17 protein-coding genes are annotated in these 21056 nt (G+C 70.5%); 9 read left to right on the top strand and 8 right to left on the bottom strand.

What is annotated here, in order from left to right:
• The first annotated feature begins 22 nt into the window (after window positions 1-22).
• Window positions 23-577: a TetR/AcrR family transcriptional regulator gene (locus tag EV380_RS10635; RefSeq protein ID WP_130451122.1), complete on the top strand. Its 555-nt coding sequence runs from the start codon at window positions 23-25 to the stop codon at window positions 575-577.
• 18 nt (window positions 578-595) lie between these two features.
• Here the strand turns inward: EV380_RS10635 and EV380_RS10630 are convergent, their stop codons facing one another.
• Both EV380_RS10630 and EV380_RS10625 read right to left on the bottom strand, forming a co-directional pair.
• Entirely contained in the window at window positions 596-1594 is a 999-nt protein-coding gene (locus EV380_RS10630; protein WP_130451121.1) for a sugar phosphate isomerase/epimerase family protein, read from the bottom strand.
• Entirely contained in the window at window positions 1591-2763 is a 1173-nt protein-coding gene (locus EV380_RS10625) for a Gfo/Idh/MocA family protein (RefSeq protein ID WP_130451120.1), read from the bottom strand. The genes EV380_RS10630 and EV380_RS10625 overlap by 4 nt, the downstream gene beginning before the upstream one ends.
• Before the next feature lie 278 nt (window positions 2764-3041).
• Here EV380_RS10625 and EV380_RS10620 point away from each other — a divergent pair, with 278 nt between their 5' ends.
• The 3 genes from EV380_RS10620 to EV380_RS10610 are packed head-to-tail and all read left to right on the top strand — an operon-like array spanning window position 3042 to window position 6325.
• Window positions 3042-4484, top strand: coding sequence for a sugar porter family MFS transporter (locus EV380_RS10620; protein ID WP_242607582.1), 1443 nt, complete (start codon window positions 3042-3044; stop codon window positions 4482-4484).
• Window positions 4485-4520: 36 nt separating this feature from the next.
• Window positions 4521-5555, top strand: coding sequence for an inositol 2-dehydrogenase (gene iolG, locus EV380_RS10615; protein WP_130451118.1), 1035 nt, complete (start codon window positions 4521-4523; stop codon window positions 5553-5555).
• Window positions 5552-6325 (top strand): TIM barrel protein, encoded by a 774-nt coding sequence (locus EV380_RS10610; RefSeq protein ID WP_130451117.1) that lies wholly within the window; start codon window positions 5552-5554, stop codon window positions 6323-6325. The genes iolG and EV380_RS10610 overlap by 4 nt, the downstream gene beginning before the upstream one ends.
• Window positions 6326-6371: 46 nt before the next feature.
• Here EV380_RS10610 and EV380_RS10605 read toward each other — a convergent pair whose 3' ends face one another.
• Complete coding sequence (locus EV380_RS10605; RefSeq protein WP_423219025.1) at window positions 6372-7379, bottom strand: LacI family DNA-binding transcriptional regulator; 1008 nt, start codon at window positions 7377-7379, stop codon at window positions 6372-6374.
• Between the two features lie 82 nt (window positions 7380-7461).
• The gene (locus tag EV380_RS10600; protein WP_130451115.1) at window positions 7462-7821 is read right to left on the bottom strand and encodes a hypothetical protein; all 360 of its coding nucleotides are present in this window, start codon (window positions 7819-7821) and stop codon (window positions 7462-7464) included.
• Window positions 7822-7917: 96 nt separating this feature from the next.
• On the opposite strand from EV380_RS10600, the gene EV380_RS10595 reads away from it, so the two are divergent.
• Entirely contained in the window at window positions 7918-10410 is a 2493-nt protein-coding gene (locus EV380_RS10595; RefSeq protein WP_130451114.1) for a Tex family protein, read from the top strand.
• Window positions 10411-10423: 13 nt separating this feature from the next.
• Here EV380_RS10595 and EV380_RS10590 read toward each other — a convergent pair whose 3' ends face one another.
• Entirely contained in the window at window positions 10424-12022 is a 1599-nt protein-coding gene (locus tag EV380_RS10590; RefSeq protein WP_130451113.1) for a cation:proton antiporter family protein, read from the bottom strand.
• Between the two features lie 252 nt (window positions 12023-12274).
• Here EV380_RS10590 and EV380_RS10585 point away from each other — a divergent pair, with 252 nt between their 5' ends.
• Window positions 12275-12793 carry a ferritin gene (locus EV380_RS10585; protein ID WP_130451112.1) on the top strand — a complete coding sequence of 173 codons (519 nt, stop codon included), beginning with the start codon at window positions 12275-12277 and terminating at the stop codon, window positions 12791-12793.
• A gap of 70 nt (window positions 12794-12863) precedes the next feature.
• Here EV380_RS10585 and EV380_RS10580 read toward each other — a convergent pair whose 3' ends face one another.
• Genes EV380_RS10580 through EV380_RS10570 form a run of 3 tightly spaced genes read right to left on the bottom strand, consistent with a single transcriptional unit; the run spans window position 12864 to window position 16580 of the window.
• Window positions 12864-13550, bottom strand: a complete 687-nt coding sequence (locus tag EV380_RS10580; protein ID WP_130451111.1) for a ThuA domain-containing protein — start codon at window positions 13548-13550, stop codon at window positions 12864-12866.
• Between the two features lie 22 nt (window positions 13551-13572).
• Window positions 13573-14679, bottom strand: a complete 1107-nt coding sequence (locus EV380_RS10575; protein WP_130451110.1) for a substrate-binding domain-containing protein — start codon at window positions 14677-14679, stop codon at window positions 13573-13575.
• On the bottom strand, window positions 14676-16580 hold the full coding sequence (locus EV380_RS10570; protein ID WP_130451109.1) for a heparinase II/III domain-containing protein: 1905 nt from the start codon (window positions 16578-16580) through the stop codon (window positions 14676-14678). Before EV380_RS10570 ends, EV380_RS10575 begins: the two co-directional genes overlap by 4 nt.
• 155 nt (window positions 16581-16735) lie before the next feature.
• Between EV380_RS10570 and EV380_RS10565 the strand changes: the two genes are divergently transcribed.
• The 3 genes from EV380_RS10565 (at window position 16736) to EV380_RS10555 (ending at window position 21023) form a co-directional block, all read left to right on the top strand.
• Complete coding sequence (locus EV380_RS10565) at window positions 16736-17749, top strand: hydroxyacid dehydrogenase (protein ID WP_130451108.1); 1014 nt, start codon at window positions 16736-16738, stop codon at window positions 17747-17749.
• Complete coding sequence (locus EV380_RS10560) at window positions 17749-19677, top strand: DUF2264 domain-containing protein (RefSeq protein WP_130451107.1); 1929 nt, start codon at window positions 17749-17751, stop codon at window positions 19675-19677. The genes EV380_RS10565 and EV380_RS10560 overlap by 1 nt, the downstream gene beginning before the upstream one ends.
• Window positions 19678-19754: 77 nt before the next feature.
• Window positions 19755-21023: an ABC transporter substrate-binding protein gene (locus tag EV380_RS10555; RefSeq protein ID WP_130451106.1), complete on the top strand. Its 1269-nt coding sequence runs from the start codon at window positions 19755-19757 to the stop codon at window positions 21021-21023.
• Window positions 21024-21056: the final 33 nt, after the last annotated feature.

Here is a 21056-nt window from a genome sequence, read left to right as displayed (position 1 = left end):
AACTCTCGCTAGAGTGTCATCCATGCCCAGACCCCCCGCCGCCCGAGAGAAGATCCTCGCCGCCTACTGCGAAATCGTCGCCGGCGACGGCGAACGCGCCGCGACAATGGACGCCACGGCGGCCCGCGCCGGAGTCTCCAAGGGCGGGCTGCTCTACCACTTCAAGAGCAAGGACGCTTTGGCGGATGGCGTGATAGAGCGCCTGGCGGAGGCGGCCGAGGCGGACCTCGCCAGGATGAAGTCGTTTGCCGAGGGGCCCTCGCGCTACTTTGTGCGCACGTCCGTGGAGACCGGGACGGAACTCGACACGTTCCTCGTGGTCGTCATGCGGCTGGCTGCGGCCCAGCACCCTGGCGCCGTCGAGGCGCTCTCGGCTGTTCACGGGTCCTGGTGGAAGCTCATCCGGGACGAGGTCGGAGACGACTCCGCGGCGGACGCGATCATGCTGCTCGGCGATGGCATCTACCACCATGCCTCACTGCCCGGGGCGAGCGCTCCCGGCTCGACTGCCAGTTACTTCCGGTCCCGCCTCGAGTCGGTGCTGGAGCAAGTGGACCGGCTGAAACCCGGAGCGTAGCCGCCGGTCGGCGTCTCCTCAGACGAGTGAGGCGGCAGCTTCTTTCAGCACGTCGGCTGCCACTTCGAGGCCCTCGATGCGGCCGAGCTCCACATCTTCGTGCTCGATGTTGCATGCCATCTCCGGGTCCACCTCCTGCAGCGCGCGCAGGAACTCGGCCCAGAAGGCGGTGTCGTGGCCGCGGCCCAGGGCAACGAAGTCCCACGCGGAGTCCTTCGGCCATTCGTTGGCCCATTCGGCGCCGCCGAGGTTGGTGCGTTCCTCGTCGGGTGAGAGTCGTCGGAAGCTGTTGTCCAGGACGCCGTAGAGCGCGGCGTGCTCGGCGTTGATCCGCACGTCCTTGGCCGCGGCGTGGAAGATGAGCGGACCGAGTTCGCGGACGACGGCGACCGGGTCCATCTGCTGCCAGAACAGGTGCGATGCGTCCAGCTCGACGCCCACGTTGGTCGCGCCGGTCAGTTCGATCAGCTTGCGGACGTCAGCTGTGTTGAAGACGACGTTCTGCGGGTGGAGTTCGAGGGCGACTTTGACGCCGTGGTCCGCTGCCAGGCGGTCGGTCTCCTTCCAGAAGCCCGCGACGATGCCCCACTGGTAGTCGAGCACGTCGAGTGCGGCCGAGTTCCAGGCGTTGACGATCCAATTCGGCACGGTCGCACCGGGTTCGCCGCCGGGCAGCCCGGACATGGTCACGACGCGGTCCTGTCCCAGACGGTGGGCCAGCCGGATGGAGCGGCGGATGTCTTCGGCGTGCTTCTCGCCGATCTCCCGCTTGGGGTGCAGCGGATTGCCGTTGCAGTTGAGGCCTGCGATCGAGACTCCCGTTCCCTCGAAGACGGCCAGATAGTCGTCGCGGGCCGCATCGCTTGTCAGAATCTGGTCCATGGTCGGGACATGCACGGGTGGCAGGAAGCCGCCGGTATTGAGTTCGATGCCCGTCAGCCCCAGATCGGCGATGACCTTCAGGGCTTCGGGAAGCGGCCGGTCGTGCAGGATCGCGTTGTAGACGCCGAGCTTCACAGGGAGACCTTCTTTCCGTTGTCGGCGGCGGAGTCGACGACCGCCTGGAGGATGCGCATGTTGCGGACGCCGTCGTCGAACGTCGCGTTCGGGGGGAGCGCGTCGTCGAGGTCGGCGACCTCGTCGAGGAACGCCCGGGCCTGGTAGCCGAAGGCGTCGTTCTGCCCGAATCCGACCCCGGGCGCGTCCATCGGAAGGCCGCCGGCCAGATAGGCGTGGTCGGCCCCGAGGTTGACGGTCCGGTAGCCGTTGGTGGCGTGCGGACCGTCCGCGATCATGATCTCGATCTGGGTCGGTACGAGCTGGTTGAAGCGGGCCGCACCCTTTTCGCAGAACACTTCGAAGGTCAGCGTGTTGGGATGACCGGCCGCGACGCGGGAGACTTCGAGGCTGCCCGCAGCGCCGGAGAACTGGACGTTGAACGCTGCGTAGTCGTCGTTCTCGACGGGTTCCGACTCATCGCGCAGCTCCACCAGCTCGTGTCCCGTCACGGTCCCGGCCGGAAGCCGGCGCTCGGCGATGACGGTCGACAGCTGGCCGCCGCTGACCGAGAGGATGTCCCCGGCGAGGAACTCTGCGACGTAGGACAGGTGGCTGCCGACATCGGCGAGCGCGCCGCTTCCGGGGCTGCCCTTGTAGCGCCAGCTCATCGGAGCCTGCGGGCTGTGGCCGTAGTCGGTCCAGTAGCGCCCGGAGAAGTGCAGCACCTTGCCGAGCGTCCCATCTTCGACGAGGTCGCGGATCGCGGCGATTCCGGGGGTGCGGCGGAACGTGAAGCCGACGCGGGCGATCGATTCGGCCCCGCGGGCCGCGGCAGCCATGGCCTCGGCTTCTTCGAGGGTGTCCGCCAGCGGTTTCTCGCACAGCACGTGCTTGCCGGCGGCGAGCAGGCCCTCGACGGCCTCGCGGTGGAAGCGATTTGCGATGACGACCGAGACGACGTCGATGTCGGGATCGGCGGCCACCTCCTGCCATGACCCCAGGGACTTCTCGTAGCCGTAGCGGGCAGCCACCCGGGCGGCGAGGCCGCGGTTCACGTCCGCGACGGCGACGTAGCGCAGGGGTGGCAGGTCCGGTGCGTACAGCGTGGGTGCCGTGCGGTACCCCGCGATATGGGACAGGCCGGCCATGCCGGCGCCAATAACGGCGATCCCGATGCTGTTCTTCATGGCCCCTCCTCGGGTGTTGGTCGGGTGGATATCTCTTCGACGGGTGGAGCGCCTTCCGTGGTGGTGTGACACACACCTTTATGGAGCGCTCCAATGGAGCTTAGGGCGGTACATGATTCGGGTCAAGGGTGCCAGGGGTGCTGGAATGTGTCAGTTTGACAAGACATATGTAGCGCTCCACAATGTGATGCAGGCCACGAATTCACGCCACGCAGAGGAGTTCCCGATGTCCAGCACGACGACCCCCCGCCAACCCCCGCCAACCCCCGCTTCCGCCGTTGACCGACGGTCCGCACCGCAAGCGGATCGGCCTCATCTCGATCGTCGCGTGTTTCGGCGGCCTGCTCTTCGGCTACGACACCGGCGTCGCCAACGGCGCCGAGGGCCCCATGGCGCAGGAACTCGGCTTGAGCCTGATCCAACTCGGGACCGTGATCAGTTCGCTGGTCTTCGCGGCTGCGGTCGGCGCGGTCGCCGGCGGCAGTCTCTCGGATGCGATCGGTCGCCGTCGGACCATCATCATTCTCGCGTTGCTCTTCTTCTTCGGCACCGTGCTGGTCGTCGCCTCGCCGAGCGGGCCCGAGCCCGGCACACACTCGACGCTCGGATTCGGCGTCCTCGTGGCGGGCCGCATCATGCTCGGTCTGGCCGTCGGCGGCGCATCCACGGTGGTTCCCGTCTACCTGGCCGAGCTGGCTCCGTACGAGATTCGCGGCTCCATCACGGGCCGCAACGAACTCGCGATCGTCACCGGCCAGCTCGCCGCCTTCGTCGTCAACGCGATCATCGCGTCGCTTCTGGGCGGCCACGTCGACGGCATCTGGCGCATCATGTTCGCCGTGTGCGCGCTGCCCGCCGTCGCGCTGTTCTTCGGCATGCTGCGCATGCCCGAATCGCCCCGTTGGCTTGTCGAAAAGGGGCGGTACGACGACGCAGCCGCGATCCTGCGGACCGTCCGCTCGGTCGAACGCGCCGACGCGGAGCTGCGCGACGTCGAGCGCATCGCCGCCGAGGAGGCGAACCACAGCGATGTCGGCTGGCGTGCGATCCTGAGCAACAAGTGGCTCCTGCGCATCGTCCTGATCGGGATCGGCGTCAGCATGACCCAGCAGCTCACGGGCATCAACTCGATCATGTACTACGGCACGCGCGTCCTGGAGGAGTCCGGGATGAGCGAGCAGCAGGCCGTCCTGGCCAACATCGCCTTCGGTGTGGTCGCCGTCGTCGGCGGTCTCATCGCCCTGCGGAACATGGATCGGCTTGACCGCCGCATCACCTTCCTGATCGGGCTGACGCTCACCACCGTGTGCCACTGCCTGGTCGGCGTCGCGTCGATGCTGCTGCCGGACGGGAACCCGCTGCGGCCGATCGTCATCCTGATTCTCGTCGTCGCGTTCGTCTTCTCGATGCAGACGTTCCTCAACATCGCCGTCTGGGTCTGGCTGGCCGAGATCTTCCCGCTGCACATGCGCGGCCTCGGCATCGGCATCTCCGTCTTCTTCGGATGGACGACCAACGGCTTCCTCGCGCTGTTCTTCCCGAGCCTCGTCTCGGGGATCGGAATCACCGGCTCGTTCTTCCTCTTCGCCGGAATCGGCGTGCTGGCCCTGTTCTTCGTCTACACGCAGGTTCCCGAAACACGCGGCCGCACCCTCGAGGACCTAGAAGAGGACGTGACCACCGGTGCGATCCACGTCGTCGCGCCCGAAGACATCAAGTAGTCACTGCACCTCCACCCCGACCGAAAGTACACGAAAATGACACGCGCCTCCGTCCGCATCGGACTCATCGGCACCGGCCGCATCGGCCAGGTCCACGCCGCCGCGATCGCCGCCAACCCCCACGCCGAGCTGACGGGCGTCGCAGACGTCTTCGTCGACGGCGCCCGGGCCACTGCCGCCAGGTTCGGGGGCATCGCCACCGACAATGCCGAGGAGCTCATCGCCTCCGGCCAGCTCGACGCCGTCCTGATCGCCTCGCCGACTCCGACCCACGTCGACCTGATTTCAGCTTCTGTCGAGGCCGGGCTGCCAGTGCTCTGCGAGAAGCCGATCGACCTGGACATCAACCGGGTTGACGCGCTGCTGCCCAAGGTTCGGGCAGCGAGTGTGCCCGTGGCGCTCGGCTTCAACCGCCGGTTCGATCCGGCGTTCGCCGCGGTCCGGGCCCGTGTGGCCGCCGGCGAAATCGGCTCGCTGGAGCAGCTGAGCATCATCAGCCGCGACCCGGCCGCCCCGCCGGCCGACTACGTGGGTGTCTCTGGCGGCATCTTCCGCGACATGACGATCCACGACTTCGACATGGCCCGCTTCTTCCTGCCTGACATCGTCGAGGTCAGCGCCACGGGGTCTCAGCTGTTCGACGACGGGGCGCGCACACATGGCGACTTCGACACCGCGGTGACCACGCTGCGCTCCAGCTGCGGGGCGATCGTCTCCATCACGAACTCGCGGCACAGCGCTGTCGGCTACGACCAGCGACTCGAGGCCTTCGGGGCCACCGGGATGCTGCAGGTCGCCAACGCCCCGACGAGCCTGGTCAGCCTGTCGACCGCGGCCGCCGTCGAGGCCAAACCGCCTTACCAGGACTTCTTCCTCGAGCGCTACGCCGAGGCCTACGCCGCCGAGCTGGACGCCTTCATCGCCCTGGTCCGAGGAGAGAAGTCCGACAGCCCGACCTACGAGGATGGCCGGGCGGCCCTGCTCCTGGCCGACGCCGCGCAGCGCTCCGCGACCGGAGGTGGAACGGTCGCCGTCGATCTGGGCTTTTCAGCCGTCGCGGGTGCGGCATGAGCTACCGGCTGGCCGCGTGCGCGGAGATGATCTTCGTCGACGAACCGATGGTGGAGCGGGTCCGCCGGCTGAACGATCTCGGGTTCGAGGTCGAGATCTGGGACTGGAGCACCAAGGACCTGCCCGCCCTGGCGGCCACCGGAGCCTCGTTCTCCTCCATGACCGGGTATCTGCGCGGGGATCTCATCACGGTCGACGGCTCCGCAGAGCTCGTCGCCACGGCCAAGGAATCCCTCGCCGCCGCCGAAGTCGTCGATGCGCCCCGGCTCAACCTCCACGGAACCGGCCTCGGCCCCGGGGGCCTGCCCGTCACCCCGGGGGAGCGGATCAGCGGCGGGGACTGGATCCGCGCCGCGGACACTCTCCGCCGCCTCGGCGATCTGGCGGTGGACGTGGGGCGCGTCTTCATGCTCGAGAACCTCAACCTGAGCGTCGACCACCCGGGCACGCCGTTTGCCCGGGCCGAGGACACGATCGAGTTGGTCGGCGCCGTCGATCACCAAGGCGTCCGGCTCAACCTGGACCTCTATCACGCGCAGATCGGCGAGGGGAATCTCATCGAACTGGTACGTCGGGCCATGCCGTGGATCGGCGAGATCCAGGTCGCCGACGTGCCCGGGCGCTGCGAGCCGGGGACCGGGGAGATCCGCTTCGAGGCGATCTCCGCAGCCCTGCGTCAGATGGGGTATGACGGCGTCGTCGGGTTGGAGGGGTGGGCCAGTTCAGAACCCGAGCGCGCCCTCGAGGCGTTCCGCGCGGCCTTCGCCTGACCCGCCGCGACCCGGTGGAACGGCGCCGCAGGTCAGCCGCAGGCGACTAGAGCCTCCGGCGCGGGGCCGCGGTGGTGCTGCGCTCGACGAGCTGCGGGATGAGACGCGTGGCGACCGGTTCGCGCCCCGGCTCCGTGAGCCGGCTGAGCAGCGCGGTGGCCACCTCGGCGCCGATCTCGCGGTTCAGGCTGTCGATGGTCGTCAGCTGCATCAGGTGTGTGGCGGCCAGGGGAGAGGCGTCGTACCCGATCACCGACAGGTCGGCCGGCACCTCGAGCCCGCGGTCCCGGGCCGCGGCGAGGGCGCCCATGGCCATCGAGTCGTTGCTGGCGAAGACCGCCGTCGTCCCGGGGTGGGCCTCCAGCAGTGTCATCGTGCCGGCGTAGCCGGTCTCCTCGGTCGTGGCCCTCGACGGCGTGACGACGACGGGCGCGAGGCCGGCGTCGCGCATCGCCCCCAGGTAGCCGTCGAGGCGCTGTGCGGACGCGCCGCCGCCCCCCGCGACGTGGGCGATGTGCCGGTGACCGAGCCCGATCAGGTGCTCGGTCGCCAAACGCCCGCCGAGCCGGTCGTCGCTGGCAGCGAGGTCGGCCCCGGGGATCTCGGTCTCGCGGTTGCCCGCGACGACGACCGGCATGTTCGGTGGAATCCGCATCGAGGCCGTGGGCTCCGTCGCGAGTACAAGCGCCTCCACGCGTGTGCTGAGGAACCCGTCCAGGGGGTCGGACTCGATGTGCGAGTTCAGCGTGCGGTCGGAGACGGCGATGCGCAGTCCGGCCGAGGTCAAGCCGTCCTGGAGGCCTCGCAGCAGCTCGACGAACCAGAGGTTCGTGTAGTCGTCGATGACGACCCCGACTGTCCGGCTCGAGCCTCCGGCCAGCGCGGCCGCGGCCTGGCTCGGGCGGTAGTCGAGGCGCTCGATCGCCTCCAGGACGGCCGTCCGGCGCGCCTCGGAGACGTGCGGGGAGTCGCGCAGCACCAGAGACACCAGTGACTTGGACACGCCGGCGGCTTCTGCGACGTCGTAGATCGTCGCCCGTCGTGTCCGCCTCACCATCTTCGTCCTCCGCTTCGCCGCTCGGCACCCTCGTCGTGGTTCTCGAGCCTAGCCGACGGCGGAGGCCGCGCGCGGCGGGCTAGGACGCGTCGGCGATCGCGTCCTCGCACATCTGAGCGGCCCGGTCCACGGCCGCCTGCGGGGCGGAGTCGCCCGACTCGGCCAGTTCCCGCAGCGGGTCCAACATGCTCGCCGGCACGCCGGCGGCTTCCGCCGGCTCGATCATCGTCGAGAGCAAGGTGATGTCCGAGGCGTCCAGCGTCCCGTCCTGCACCGGCTCGCACGCCCGCTTGAGGGCCTCGGCCTTTGCCGTGTCCGCGACCTGACCGGCCGCCGAACTCGCCGCCTCCTCGGCCGCCTGCTGCACCTGCGTGCAGCCGGTGAGAGCGCCCGCGAGGCCGAGGATTCCTACGGCGAGCAGGGTGAGAGATCTACGCATGCCTCGAGGATAGCGGCCGTGGCTGTGCCGCAGATGTGAGGTCCGGTCGCCGCCCTGCCCGGCCGGGGACGAGAGGTAAGGCAAGATGGTCCGGTGATGAATACCAGCGCAGCAAACCCCCAGGCCGACGTCACCACCCGCATCGCCGCCGAGCTCGGCGTGAAATCGTGGCAGGTCGATGCCGCGATCGGGCTGCTCGACGCCGGCTCGACCGTCCCGTTCATCGCCCGCTACCGCAAGGAAGTCACAGGCACCCTCGACGACGCGCAGCTGCGCACGCTCGAGGAGCGCCTGCGCTACCTGCGCGAGCTCGAGGAACGTCGCGCCGCTGTCATCGCGGCGATCGCCGAGCAGGGCAAGCTGACGGACGCGCTCGCCGCCTCCCTCGCCGCGGCCGCCACGAAGACGGAGCTCGAGGACCTCTACCTGCCTTACAAGACCAAACGCCGCACGCGCGCGCAGATCGCCCGCGAGGCCGGGCTCGAGCCCCTCGCCGACGCGCTGCTCGCCGACCCCGGCCTGGATCCGGTCACGGCGGCGGCGGCCTACGTCAGCGCCGACGGCACCGAAGGCGATACCGCCGTGGCGACTGCCGACGACGCGCTCGCCGGCGCGCGGGCCATCGTCATCGAGCGGGCCAGCCAGGACGTCGAGCTGGTCACCGAGCTGCGTGAGCGACTCTGGAAAGCCGGCGTCATCCGGTCCTCAGTCGCCACCGGAGCGGGCGACGCGACCGCCAAATTCGCCGATTATCACGACTTCGCCGAGCCCGTGCACAAGCTGCCGGGCCACCGCATCCTCGCCCTGCTGCGCGGAGAGCGCGACGGCGCCCTGAGCCTGGACCTCGGCGAGGCCGACCCTGCGGATGCGGAAGCGCTGGCCGCGGCGCGCGCAGGATACGAGGCGGCCGTCGCGCGCGCCGTCGGCGCGAACGCCCCGGCGGGCACCCCGGCCGCCGACTGGCAGGCGCGGACGGTGCGGCTCGCCTGGAAGGGCCGGATCCTCTCGCGGCTGGAGTCTGACGTGCGCTCGCGCCTCTTCGAAGCCGCGGAAGAGCAGGCGATCGGCGTCTTCGCCGCGAACCTGCGCGACGTGCTGCTCGCCGCGCCCGCCGGCAACCGGGCGGTCCTGGGGTTGGACCCGGGCCTGCGCACGGGCGTGAAGGTCGCCGTCGTCAACGAGACCGGACGCGTCGTCGAGACGGCCACGATCTACCCGCACGCCGGCGGCAAATCGGGCGCGAAGTGGGAGGCCTCACTCGCCGTCCTCGAGGAGCTGGCGGCCAAGCACGCGACGACGCTCATCGCCGTCGGCAACGGGACCGCGAGCCGCGAGACCGACCGCCTCGCCGGCGAGGTGCTCGCCCGGCTCGCGAAGAACCCGGCCTACGCCGCGGCGACGGCCTCCGGCCCCAAGCCGGCGAAGGTCATCGTTTCCGAGGCTGGCGCCTCCGTCTATTCGGCCTCGGCCCTCGCCTCGGCGGAGCTGCCGGATCTGGACGTGTCCCTCCGCGGAGCCGCCTCGATCGCCCGCCGCCTGCAGGACCCGCTCGCCGAGCTCGTCAAGATCGAGCCGAAGTCGATCGGCGTCGGCCAGTACCAGCACGACCTCACCGCGGCCAAGCTCGACCGCACCCTGGACGCCGTCGTGGAGGACTGCGTGACCGCGGTCGGTGTCGACGTCAACACGGCCTCGCCCGCACTGCTCGCCCGTGTGGCCGGCGTCGGCTCCACCTTGGGGAAGAACATCGTCGCCTACCGCGACGCCAACGGCCCGTTCGCCTCCCGCAAGGAGCTCAAGAAGGTCCCGCGCCTCGGCGAGAAGGCGTTCGAGCAGTGCGCCGGCTTCCTCCGCGTCACCGGCGGCGCCCCGCTCGACGCCTCCGCGGTGCACCCCGAGGCGTACGGCCTCGCCGAGCGCATCCTCGCCGCAGCCGGCCTGTCCAAGGACGACGTCGGCACCTCCGCCGCGTCCGTCGCCGCGCTCGATCCGGCACAGTTCGTGGACGACCGTTTCGGCGTGCCCACGGTCCGCGACGTCATGGCCGAGCTTGCCCGCCCGGGCCGCGACCCGCGAGGCGAGTTCGTCACGGCCACGCTCAAGGAGGGAGTCGAGACCATCGCCGACCTCGTCCCGGGCATGATCCTCGAAGGCACGGTCTCCAACGTGGCCGCGTTCGGCGCGTTCGTGGACCTCGGCGTCCACCAGGACGGACTCGTGCACGTCTCCGCGATGAGCAACCGCTTCGTCGCGGACCCGCGCGAGGTCGTCACCTCCGGTGCGATCGTCAAGGTGAAGGTCCTCGAGGTCGACGTGCAGCGCAAGCGCATCTCGCTCACGCTGCGCCTCGACGACCCGCTTCCGGGTGAATCCAAGCACGACGACGCAGCTCCCGCCGCCCGTGCCGAGCAGCGCCGCGACGCGGGGCCGCGCGGCTCGAGGCAGGACCGAGGAGACCGGAACCGGGGCAAAGCCCGCTCCGACGGGGGCCGCGGGAAGCCGGCACCGAAGCGAGACGGCGGCGCTGCCCCGCGTCAGGGCGACGACACGGCGATGGCCGAGGCTCTGCGCAGGGCCGGTTTGGCCTGACCCGGCTTCCGGGTCAAGGGTCGCGGGGCGGGCGTGAGGCCCGAGCCGGCCCGACGGCTAGGTCTGCGAGGGCGACACCGGCGCCCTCGTAGAGGTTGAACACGCCGTGCACCCCCTGCTCCGCCAGGTGATCGACCTGGTCCTGGTGGCGGGCCGTCGCGGCGACCCGCCCCTCGAAGCCAGCCAGCCGCAGCTGGTCTAGTGCAAACGTGTTGGAGTCGTGGATCGGCATCGCGAGGACGACCGTCTGCACGAAGCCGCCGGCGCACAGCCGGGTCCAGAAGTCCTGATCCGTGGCGTCGCCTTCGAGGACGGTGTATCCCTCCTCGCGCAGGCGGGAGACCACCGCGTGGTCGTTGTCGATGCCAAGGACCCGCAAGTCGGTGTTCTCGTGGATCCGCTCGTACGTCGAACGCCCCACCCGCCCCATTCCCAGGACGACGACGTCGGCCTGGCTCGTGTCGATCGGCCGGTCCTCGAGGCGGAGCCGGTGCGGGTCCTGCTCGCGGAACCAGGTCGCGATGAGCCCGGCCAAGTGCTGGCCGCGGCCGTTGATCACCGACGAGGCGACCATGCTCATCGCAACCGCCACGGCGATGACGGTCAACCAGCCGGCCTCGATCAGCCCCGCCTCGACGCCGAGCGCGGCGACGATGATGGAGAACTCGGAGAAGTTCGTCAATACGAGGCCCAGCTTGGCGCCCGTCCGGTTGCGCAGGCCGAACACCCAGCTCAGGGCCACGAAGCCGACGAGTGTCAACGGCAGCAGCACCACGCAGAGCGCTGCGGCGACCCCGACGTCGGCCCAGGTTGGCTGCGCCGACAGGCCGATGCTCAAGAAGAAGCCGACCAGGAAGAGTTCCTTGACGCTGAAGAGCGACTTGGACAGCTCGATCGCACGGGAGTGCGACGCGAAGAGCAGGCCCATCACCAGGGCGCCGAGGTCACCCTTCAGCCCTACCGCGTCGAAGGCGAAGTACCCGGGGCCCAGCGCCATGGCCACACCGAACAGGACCATGAGCTCGCCGTGGCCGACGTGGTTCAGTGCGCGGCGCAGGAGCCAGGACGCAGGGATGACCAGCACCAAGGCCAGAGCCCATGGGCTGGGCGCGTGGCCTGCGGTGATCGTCATGAACGCGACCGCCGCGATGTCCTGGAGCACCAAGATGGCGATCGCGGTCTGCCCGTAGTACGAGCCGTCGTCGGAGCGCTCCTCGAGGACCTTGACGCACAGCACCGTCGAGGAGAAGGAGAGGGCGAAGCCGACGAGCATGAGCGTCTTCCAGTCCTCGCCCCCGGCGATGAACCCGACCACCCCGAGCAGGCCCAGGGTGCCCATCCCGATCAGGACGCTGAACGCCATGTGGATCGACGCGGTCCCGTAGGCTTCCGGGCGCAGCAGGGAACGGATATCGAACTTGAGACCGATCGTGAAGAGCAGGAGCGTCACGCCGAGGTCCGCGAGGGGTTCGAGGCCGTCGAACGCCTCGATCTGGAGGGCGCCCAGGAGGAAGCCGGCGGCGAGGAAACCGACGAGCGGCGGAATCCGGCTGACGAGGGCCAACCAGCCCAGGCCAGCGGCGGCCAGCAGAGTTACTGCGATGTCTTGCACTGCGCTCCTCGTCGTCGTGGGCGGCCCGCTGCCTCGTTGCCCGCATCACACTCTAGGGCGTCGGCTCCGGGACCGGTCAGCGGCGGCGGCGCGACGCCGTCGTGCAGGGAAATGTGACCGGGCGGAGCAGGCGACTTTGGTAAGGCTGGCATGAAAAGGTTGCGAAACACTGAGGTGAACAATTAGGCGAGGCTTCGGTCAGTAAGGCCGAACTGCGGTGACAAGGCTGGAAAACAGGCCTATTTTTGAAGCATGGAACTTACAGGAAAGCTCGAAACCGCATTCAACGACCAGGTGACCCTCGAACTCGAGGCCTCCGTGGTGTACCGCCAGCTGGCCATCGAGATGGACATGCGCGACTTGCCCGGCATCGCCGGCTGGTTCCGCGCCCAGTCCGACGAGGAGACCGTTCACGCCGAGAAGTTCATCGCGCACATGACGGACCGCGACTCCAAGCCGCAGATCGGCGACATCAACGCGCCGAAGGTTGGCACGACGACCGTGCTGGAGGCGTTCGAGGCATCCCTCGCCCACGAGAAGAAGGTCTCCGAGGCGATCCGCAACCTCTACCGCCTGGCCCAGCAGGAGGGTGACATCGACGCGTTCCCGCTGCTGAACTGGTTCGTGTCCGAGCAGCTCGAGGAGGAGGCCTCGGTCGCCGAGATCATCGGCCGCGTCAAGCTCATCAGCGAAGACGGCAACGGCCTGCTGCGCCTCGACGCCGAGCTCGGCTCGCGCACGTCCAACGGGACGACCGCCGACTCCGAGTAGTCGCGACTCGTCCGACGACGGCCCGTCGCCGGGGTGCTTTCCCGCACCTCGACGGCGGGCCGCGTGCGTTTCAGGACAGAAGCCAGTCCAGTCCCCGGAGGAGCAGCGCGCGCCGCGGCGACGAGGCATAGGACGCGGCGTCGTGTCCCAGCGCGTCGTAAAACGTCCGGGCGCCGCCGCGGACGTGGGACCAGACGATCGGGTGGCGCCCGCCCTCGTGTTCGTGCGTGGCGTGCACCTCGATCCCGGCCGTCGTGCGCAGCCAGGAATAGCGTTCGTCGTCGAGGGTGAAATCCTCGAGTTCGGCGGTCAGCGCCGAGGATTCGAGCCGAATCCGGGCCGGCCCGTAGTCGGGGTGCATTGTCCTCCCGCGTACCCAGCGCCCGCCGAGGACGTCCTCCCAACACGGCGCGTCCACGAAGCTCGTGCTCGAGGAGTGCACGGCCAGCGTCGGCCGGCCGGAGCCGGCCCAGGCGCGCAGCCCCGCGTGGGCCGCCTCGGTGCCGGGCGACGTGCCGCCGTCGCGCGGCAGGCCGACGTTGACGACGAGGAGATCCGGGGCGTCCCCTGCGAGGGTTCCGGCCGCGCCGCGGGTCGGGGCGAGGCGCGCAAGGGCGGCGTCGACGTTGACGGCCGTCCGCACGTGGGCTCCGCGATCGGCGAGCAAGCCCGCGAGGGCCTCAGAGGTCTCGGCGAACGGGTGCCAGGGATCGCTGTAGCGGCCCGTCCCGCTGAGCAGCAGTGCATCGGTGGTCATGATGGCTCCGTTTCCTTCCGCGTCAGCTCGAGCCGCGGACGATCAGTTCGGGGATCAGGTCGAGGCGGTGCACCGGACGGCCGCGGCCCTCAGCGATGCGGGCGGCGAGGAGTTGGACCGCGCTGGCGCCGACGTGGTGCTTCGGCGGTCGCACGGCCGAGAGCGCCGGGTCAGTCAGGTCCGCGACCTCGTCGTCGTAGGCCACGATCGCCAGGTCCTCCGGGATGCGCAGGCCGCGGTCCTGGCAGTGCTGGGCGAGGGCGACGGCCTGCACGTCCGAGTGCACGACGAGGGCCGTCGTCTCGGACTCGACGGCCCGGTCCAGCAGCTCATCGAAGAATTTGTCACGGCTGCGCTCGCGTGTGCCTTCGGCGAAGTCTTCGGTCACGGGGGAGACGTGAACGCCTAGAGCCTCGGTGGCCTGATGCCAGCCGCGCACGACGTGGGCGCTGGTCGGACTGACGGAGTTGGTGAGGTAGCCGATGCGCCGGTGGCCCCGCTGGGCGAGGTGCCGGACGGCCAGCTGCGCGCCGTGGGCGTGGTCCGTGCGCACCCATTCGAGCCGGCGCGCGGCCAGTTCCTCCGGGGCGCGGCGCTCGGCCAGGACGACGGGCACGGGCAGGGCGTCGAGCCACGCGAGCAGATCGCGCCCGGCCTCGCCCGTGATGGTCGGCGCGATGATCAGCCCGGAGACGGCTCCGGTGCTCAGAATGGCCTCTGCCTGCGCGCGGTCCTGGTGCGGATCGTAGGAGGAACCGCGCACCTGCAGCTTGATCCGGTGCGCCTCGGCGACGCGCCGGGCACCGTTGACGACCTGCGGCCAGTAGTAGTCCAGCGAGGGGACGACCATGCCGATGGCCCGGCCCTCCCCGGTGCCGCGGGATGCGCCCTCCCGCCCGACAGGCGACGGTGGCACCGCCCCGCCATGCACGCGTGAAAGCAGTCCCTGCTTCTCGAGGGCGTTGATGTCCCGCCGCACAGTCAGCTCGCTGACGCCGAGTTCGGCTGCCGCCCCGCGAACCGTCAGCGAGCCGTGGGAGCGCAGCGTCTCGAGGAGGTACTCCCGACGCTGCAGGCCGAACTTCGGTCGCGAGGCGCGTTCCTGCCCGCCTGCTTCCTCCGGGCTCATGGCTGGGCCTCCATGCTGACGCGCAGTCGTCCGTGGCTGCGGGCGTCGGTGCCGGCGTCGAGTGTCAGCCGCGTCAAACGCTCGCCCCACACTGCGGCCAGCAGCGGGTCCTCGAGCTCCCAGTCTTCGAACTGCGCAGCGGCCCCTGACGGCCAGTGGAGCCGCAAGCTGCGACCGCCGCCCGTGCCGGGGATTCCGCGCGGGGAGACCCGAGCGCCGCCGTCGTGCCGTTCGACCGTACCGGCCAGCAGCAGGTGCACGCACGTTGTCTCGGCGGTCCCACCGGGGATCTCCCACTCGTCGATCACCTCTACCCGCCCGTCAGGGTCGACGGTGAGGCTCCGCAGCCACGAGGAACCGGCGGGCAGATCGTACGCGCCGGCGAGTTCGAGGCTCTCGCGCGAAGCCGCCGCGCTGGCGGCGTGTGCGCCGCGCGCCGTATAGCGGCTGCCGATTCCCTGCATCAGGCCGCCGGGGGCTGGGGTCGAGTGCCACAGGCTCTGCATGGCGCGTGCCCGGTAGCGGTTCGGGCCGAACGTCTCCGCGGTGTAGGTGGGCTGGCCGGCGTCGACGACGAGCGGAACACCATCAACCGCGACGATCACCGAGCCCAGATCCAGGTGGTTGTGGTGCTCGCCGTTGTGCCCGCCCTTGAGCGATGCGGCGACTCCGCTGGCGCGCGCCACCGCGATCTGGGCCGAGTCAATCCGGTCCCAGCCGTCCGCCGGTGCCGGCGCGTTGTGCGGCGCGGATGCCGCGCGGGTGGCGAGTCTCCGCAGGACGCGGTGGATCCCGGCGGACGACGGCGGTGCGGCCGGCGCCGCGGCCGCCATCGCCTCCGCGTGGGCCGCCGTCGCTGCGTCACCGAAGCGTCGGGCCCACGGCAGCAGCACCTCCCAGACGATCGAGTCCTTGGCGCGGGCCGCCCCGTCGCCGGCGTTGACGAAGAAGGCCCCGCCCAGATGCAGCCGGCGCGGGAAAGCGAGCGTGCTGCGCAGCACGGGCACGTCGGCGACCAGGCGGCCGCCGCTGGCCTGCTCGAGAAGTTCCAGGGCCTCCAGGCAGCGGCCGGCACCGTCCCACCAGTAGGAGAAGCCCTCGTCTACCGCGCCGTCGGCAGGCAGCCAGGCCAGGTAGCGGTCCAGGCCCTCGATGACGCGTGCGACGATCCGCGCGCGCCTCTCGCGGTCGGGCTCCATGAGGAGGGCGGCGGTGAGCAGGTTCCCGTGGATCCACGGGTTCCAGTTGTGCACGTCCCCGTCGAGGCCGAGCCAGTGCCAGTCGAGCCTTTCGAGGAACGGGTCGACGGCGCGGCGGCGGGTCTCGAGGCGCATCCGGGCTCGAAGTCCGGGGACCTGCTGGTCGAGCGCGTCGCCGAGCAGGAGATCGATCCAGGCCAGCTGGGCCGCGATCTCGCCGGCGCCGAGGTCCAGGTAGGGGCGGTCGGTGTCGGGGAGGACGGCTCCGCTGGCCTCATGGGCGTCGTCGTGGGCCACCCACGCCCACGTGCTCAATTCGCACAGCAGATACACGCCATCGGCCACCTCATCGAGCCAGCCGCCGTCGGAGGAGTCCGGGGTACCGGATTCGCTGCCCGCCCAGGCCATGACGGCGGCCCGTGTGAGCCGGGCCTGCAGGTCGCGGACGCGCTGCTCGTAGGGCATGCGTTCGCCGGTGGCGTGGTAGCGCCGGAAGTGCCGCGCCAGTGGACGGGGCCAGGAGGTGGACAGGTCGGCCCGGGCCGCAGCGGCGAGTTCCCCGGGCAGTGTCGCCGGCGGCGTCGACCAGGCGCGGGCCAGACGGTCGCGGGCGTCGTCGAGCGTTTCGACGAGCTGCTGCGGATCGGAGATCGCCGGCCACGCGGCAGTGAGGGGCCCGGCGCCTTCAGGGCTGCGGTGCATCGTGCGCCTCCATGCCTGTGAATTGTTCGAGTCTGAACGATTGTGATTGTTAATGAACGAAATGATTGATTTGCATCACAAGTGAGTATTCACTGAATGGGTGAGGTGATGCAAGGCACACTTTCGCGGCTCGCAGCAGATGGAAGGAAACAGACATGACACGACGGCCCGAGGCGCTGATCGTTATGGACGGCGCGACGTTCGCCGGCCAGTTCGATGAGGCCCGGCTCGCCCGCCTGGCCGCCCTGGCCTCGACGGCCGAGCCACTCTGGACGGACACGCTCGACACTCCGGAGGTGCGCGATCGCTTGGCCGAGGTCGAGGTCTTGATCACTGGCTGGGGCGTGCCACGGCTGACGGCTGATCGACTCGAGGCGATGCCCAAACTACGGGCCCTCCTGCACTGCGCCGGGTCGGTGCGCGGGTTCGCCGGACCGCAGGTCTGGGAGCGCGGCGTCGCCGTGTCGAACGCTGCGCACGTCAACGCCGTGCCGGTGGCCGAATACACGCTCGCCGCGATCCTCTTCGACGGGAAGAAGGCGCCGTTCCTCGCCAACGACGCCCGCGTGCACCGCGAGGATTGGGCCTACGCGGGTCGCCGCGGCGAGCTGAGCAATCTTGGCCGGACCGTCGGGATCGTCGGGTTCTCGAAGGTCGGGCGACGCGTCGTCGAGCACCTGCGTTCCTTTGGCTCGCTCGAGTGCGTCGTCTACGACCCGCACGTGCCCGTGGCGGAGGTCCACGCGGTCGGCGCACGTGCGGTCGGGCTGGACGAGTTGCTGGCCTGCTCCGACGTCGTCTCCGTGCACGCTCCCGCACTGGAGTCGACCCGGCGGATGTTCGGTGCCGCTGAGTTCGCGGCGATGCGGGAGCACGCGACGTTCATCAACACGGCTCGAGGCTCCCTCGTCGACACCGACGCCCTCGCGTCGGCCTGTGCGACGGGTCGGATCCACGCGATCCTCGATGTTACCGACCCCGAGCCGCTCCCCGCCGAGTCCCCCCTGTATTCCCTGCCCAACGTCATGCTGACGCCGCATATCGCCGGGTCGCTCGGCAGTGAGACCCGGCGCATGACGGATCATGCGCTCGACGAGCTCGAGCGGTGGGCGGCCGGAGCCCCGCTCGCTGCGCCGGTGACAGCCGGCGATCTGGAGCTGAGCGCCTGATGCCCGGTCCGATCACCCTGCCCCCGCCCGATCTCGTGCTCTCGCCCTACACCGGCTGGACGCGCGAGCACCACACCGCAGTCGCCGACGCCACCCTGCTGGGGGTGCGGGCGTGGGCTGACGAATCCCACGCCCGCATTACCCCGCCCGGGCCCGCCGGCGGCTACGGGCGCGCCGTTGACGGCCTCGAGGGCTTCGCCCGGACCTTCCTGCTGGCGGGTTTCCGGCTCGCCGGCGAGGACGGCCGCGATCCGCTTGGTCTCGCCGAATGGTACGCGCAGGGCCTGCGCGCCGGCGCGGACCCGCATCATCCAGGACGCTGGGTGCGGCTCGACGAACACGACCAGGCGAAGGTCGAGGCCGCCGCCGTCGCGCTGATCCTCGACATGACGCGCCCGTGGCTCTGGGACCGGCTCGACGACGGCACACGCCAGCGCCTCGTCGACTGGCTCGCGCCCATGGTCGGCACGTGGCGCCCACGCAACAACTGGGCGTGGTTCCGGATCGTGGTGAACCAGTTCCTCAAGTCCGTCGGCGCCGACTACTCCGAGGCGGACATCGCCGAGGACCTGGCCCTGCTGGACACGTTCACACGTGCCGACGGCTGGTTCAGCGACGGCGACGAGCGCAACTACGACCACTACGCCGGCTGGGCGCTGCACCTCTACCCGCAGTTGTGGCACCGGATGGGCGGTCACGCCCCCGGCGACCACTCCGAGCGGCGCCGGAGCGACCGCGACCGGCTCGGCCGCTACCTGCAGGACGCGGTCCGCCTCGTCGGCGCCGACGGCTCACCGCTCGTCCAGGGCCGCAGCCTCGTCTACCGCTTCGCGGCCGCCGGGCCGTTCTGGGCCGGCGCGATCGCCGGCGACGACGACGGCACACCCGCCCTCGCGCCCGGCCTGATCCGCCGCGCGGCGAGCGGGATCGTCCGCCACTTCGCCGAACGCGCGGCGCCCGGCGCCGACGGGCTGCTGAGCCTGGGCTGGCACGGCTCCTGGCCCGGGCTCGCGCAGTCCTACTCGGGCCCGGGGTCGCCCTACTGGGCGTCCAAAGGCCTCCTCGGGCTGGCGCTGCCGGCGGATCACCCCGTCTGGACGGCGGTCGAGGAGCCGCTGCCGGTCGAATCTGGTGATCACGCGTTCACGATCGCAGCGCCCGGGTGGGCCGTGAGTGCGACCGCCGCCGACGGCGTCGTGCGCCTCGCCAACCACGGGACCGACCACGACCTCCCGCGCGTCGACGCGGCTGCGGACGAAGACGACACGACGGCGGCCGACGCCCCGCTGTACGCGCGCCTGGGCTATTCGACGGCCACCGCGCCCGTCCTCGGCGGGGCCGGCGCTATCGAACCGGCCGACCAGTCCGCGGCGCTCGTCGACGCGCAGGGGCGGGCGAGCCACCGGGCCGGGTTTGAGACCTTGTGGACCCGCACCGAGGACGGGGCCGTCTCGGCCGCCTCCCGCGGCGGGCAGCGCTGGGTCGCGGCTGAACGGCCCGACCGCGACCACGGCTCCGGCTGGCGTGGCCGCTCCGACCCTGCCGGGACCCTCACCGTCGTTTCGGTGCTGCGCGGGCCGTGGGAGTTGCGATTCGTCCGGCTCGAGGGGCGGGCGGCCGCACGGGCGACTGCGCTGCGCTGCGCCGGCTGGGCGGTGGCGGAACCCGGCGGGCCCGCCGCCGTCGTCGTGCCCCTGGCCGGGGCCGCCCGGGCGGCGTCCACCCGCCGGGAGGGCGCGAGCCCGCTGGCGGAGACGGTCCGGGTCGACCGCGTCGACTTCGACGCCCCCGTGCCGGGCCGCTGGTACGCGGTCGCGGTCGGTCTCGGCGCCGGGATCGGGGACCCTCCCGAGGTGGCGGTCGCCGCCCGCTCGGCCCGCATCGACTGGCCCGACGGGTGTTCGACGCCCGTGGACCTGCCCGCCTGAACGAAACCCATCACACACGAAGCACCTCAACCAACCGAGCCGCCGTCCGACGACGGCGGACGAGAAGGAGAACCGCAATGAAGCGACGCATACTCTCTACAGCCTCCGTCCTGGCCGTCGGGGCGCTCGCCCTGACCTCATGCGCCGGGGCGGCAGGAACCGCCGACGACGGCGGGGCCGAGGGCCGGACCCCGCTGACGGTGAGCGTCTGGAACTACGAGGGCACCCCGGAGTTCGCGGCGCTCTTCGACGCCTACGAGGCGGCGAATCCGGACATCGACATCCAGCCCGTCGACATCCTCGCCGACAACTACGCCGAGAAGGTCACCACGATGCTCGCCGGCGGCGACGACACCGACGTGCTGACCATGAAGAACGTCATTGACTACTCGCGGTTCGCCAATCGCGGGCAGCTCGAGGACATCAGCGACGTCGTCGCCGACCTGCCGGGCGACGAACTTGCGGGCCTGGACGCCTTCGAGCTGGACGGGGCCTACTACGCGGCCCCGTACCGGCAGGACTTCTGGCTGCTCTACTACAACAAGGACCTCTTCGACGCCGCCGGCGTCGACTACCCGGAGGACATGACCTGGGAGGAGTACGAGCAGGTCGCCGAGAAGATCGCCGCGGAGACCGACGCCGACGGCACCTACCAGCACGTCTGGCGGTCGCTGGTCCACTCGACCGCGGCCGCGCAGTCCGGGGGAGACCTGATCGGCGGAGACTACGGCTTCCTGAAGGACCGCTACGAGACCGCTTTGAACCTCCAAGATGCCGGGGCCTCTCTCGCGTGGTCGACCGCGACCAGCCAGCAGACCGGATACGGATCCATGTTCGAGACCGAGAAGGCCGCGATGGTCCCGATGGGCACGTGGTACATCGCCGCGCTGTTGAAGGCGCAGAACGACGGCGTCGCCGACTTCGACTGGGGTCTGGCGGCGATGCCGCAGCTCGAGTCCGGCGGCGAGGTCACGACGTTCGGGTCGCCGACGTCGTTCGCCGTCAACGGCAATGCCGCGCACAGCCAGGAGGCTCGCGAATTCATCGCGTGGGCCGCGGGCGAGGAGGGCGCCGCGGCGATCGCGGAGATCGGCGTGGTGCCGGCCCTGCGCACGGACGCGATCACGGAAGCCTACTTCGGGATCGACGGCATGCCCGGCGACGACGGGTCCGCCGCGGCGTTCTCACCGGACGTCTCCGCGCTGGAGATGCCCGTCAGTGAGCTCTCCTCCGATGTCGACCAGATCCTCACCGAGGAGCATCAGCTGATCATGTCCGGCGAGAAATCCGTCGATGCCGGCATCGCCGACATGGAGAAGCGGGTCAAAAATGAAGTACTCGACTAGGAGCGGGACGGGACGGCGCGGCGGACGGGAGGG

The sequence above is a fragment of the Zhihengliuella halotolerans genome, from assembly GCF_004217565.1.
GTDB lineage: Bacteria > Actinomycetota > Actinomycetes > Actinomycetales > Micrococcaceae > Zhihengliuella > Zhihengliuella halotolerans.
Note: the sequence above shows the minus strand (reverse complement) of the source record. Positions and strands in the feature narration are given on the sequence as shown.

Coding starts and splice junctions, on each gene's coding strand:
- EV380_RS10635 (WP_130451122.1), top strand. CDS start 23: ATGCCCAGACCCCCCGCCGCCCGAGAGAAGATCCTCGCCGCCTACTGC.
- EV380_RS10575 (WP_130451110.1), bottom strand. CDS start 14,679: ATGAGCCCGGAGGAAGCAGGCGGGCAGGAACGCGCCTCGCGACCGAAG.
- EV380_RS10580 (WP_130451111.1), bottom strand. CDS start 13,550: ATGACCACCGATGCACTGCTGCTCAGCGGGACGGGCCGCTACAGCGAT.
- EV380_RS10555 (WP_130451106.1), top strand. CDS start 19,755: ATGAAGCGACGCATACTCTCTACAGCCTCCGTCCTGGCCGTCGGGGCG.
- EV380_RS10585 (WP_130451112.1), top strand. CDS start 12,275: ATGGAACTTACAGGAAAGCTCGAAACCGCATTCAACGACCAGGTGACC.
- EV380_RS10595 (WP_130451114.1), top strand. CDS start 7,918: ATGAATACCAGCGCAGCAAACCCCCAGGCCGACGTCACCACCCGCATC.
- EV380_RS10570 (WP_130451109.1), bottom strand. CDS start 16,580: ATGCACCGCAGCCCTGAAGGCGCCGGGCCCCTCACTGCCGCGTGGCCG.
- EV380_RS10565 (WP_130451108.1), top strand. CDS start 16,736: ATGACACGACGGCCCGAGGCGCTGATCGTTATGGACGGCGCGACGTTC.
- EV380_RS10600 (WP_130451115.1), bottom strand. CDS start 7,821: ATGCGTAGATCTCTCACCCTGCTCGCCGTAGGAATCCTCGGCCTCGCG.
- EV380_RS10610 (WP_130451117.1), top strand. CDS start 5,552: ATGAGCTACCGGCTGGCCGCGTGCGCGGAGATGATCTTCGTCGACGAA.
- iolG (WP_130451118.1), top strand. CDS start 4,521: ATGACACGCGCCTCCGTCCGCATCGGACTCATCGGCACCGGCCGCATC.
- EV380_RS10625 (WP_130451120.1), bottom strand. CDS start 2,763: ATGAAGAACAGCATCGGGATCGCCGTTATTGGCGCCGGCATGGCCGGC.
- EV380_RS10560 (WP_130451107.1), top strand. CDS start 17,749: ATGCCCGGTCCGATCACCCTGCCCCCGCCCGATCTCGTGCTCTCGCCC.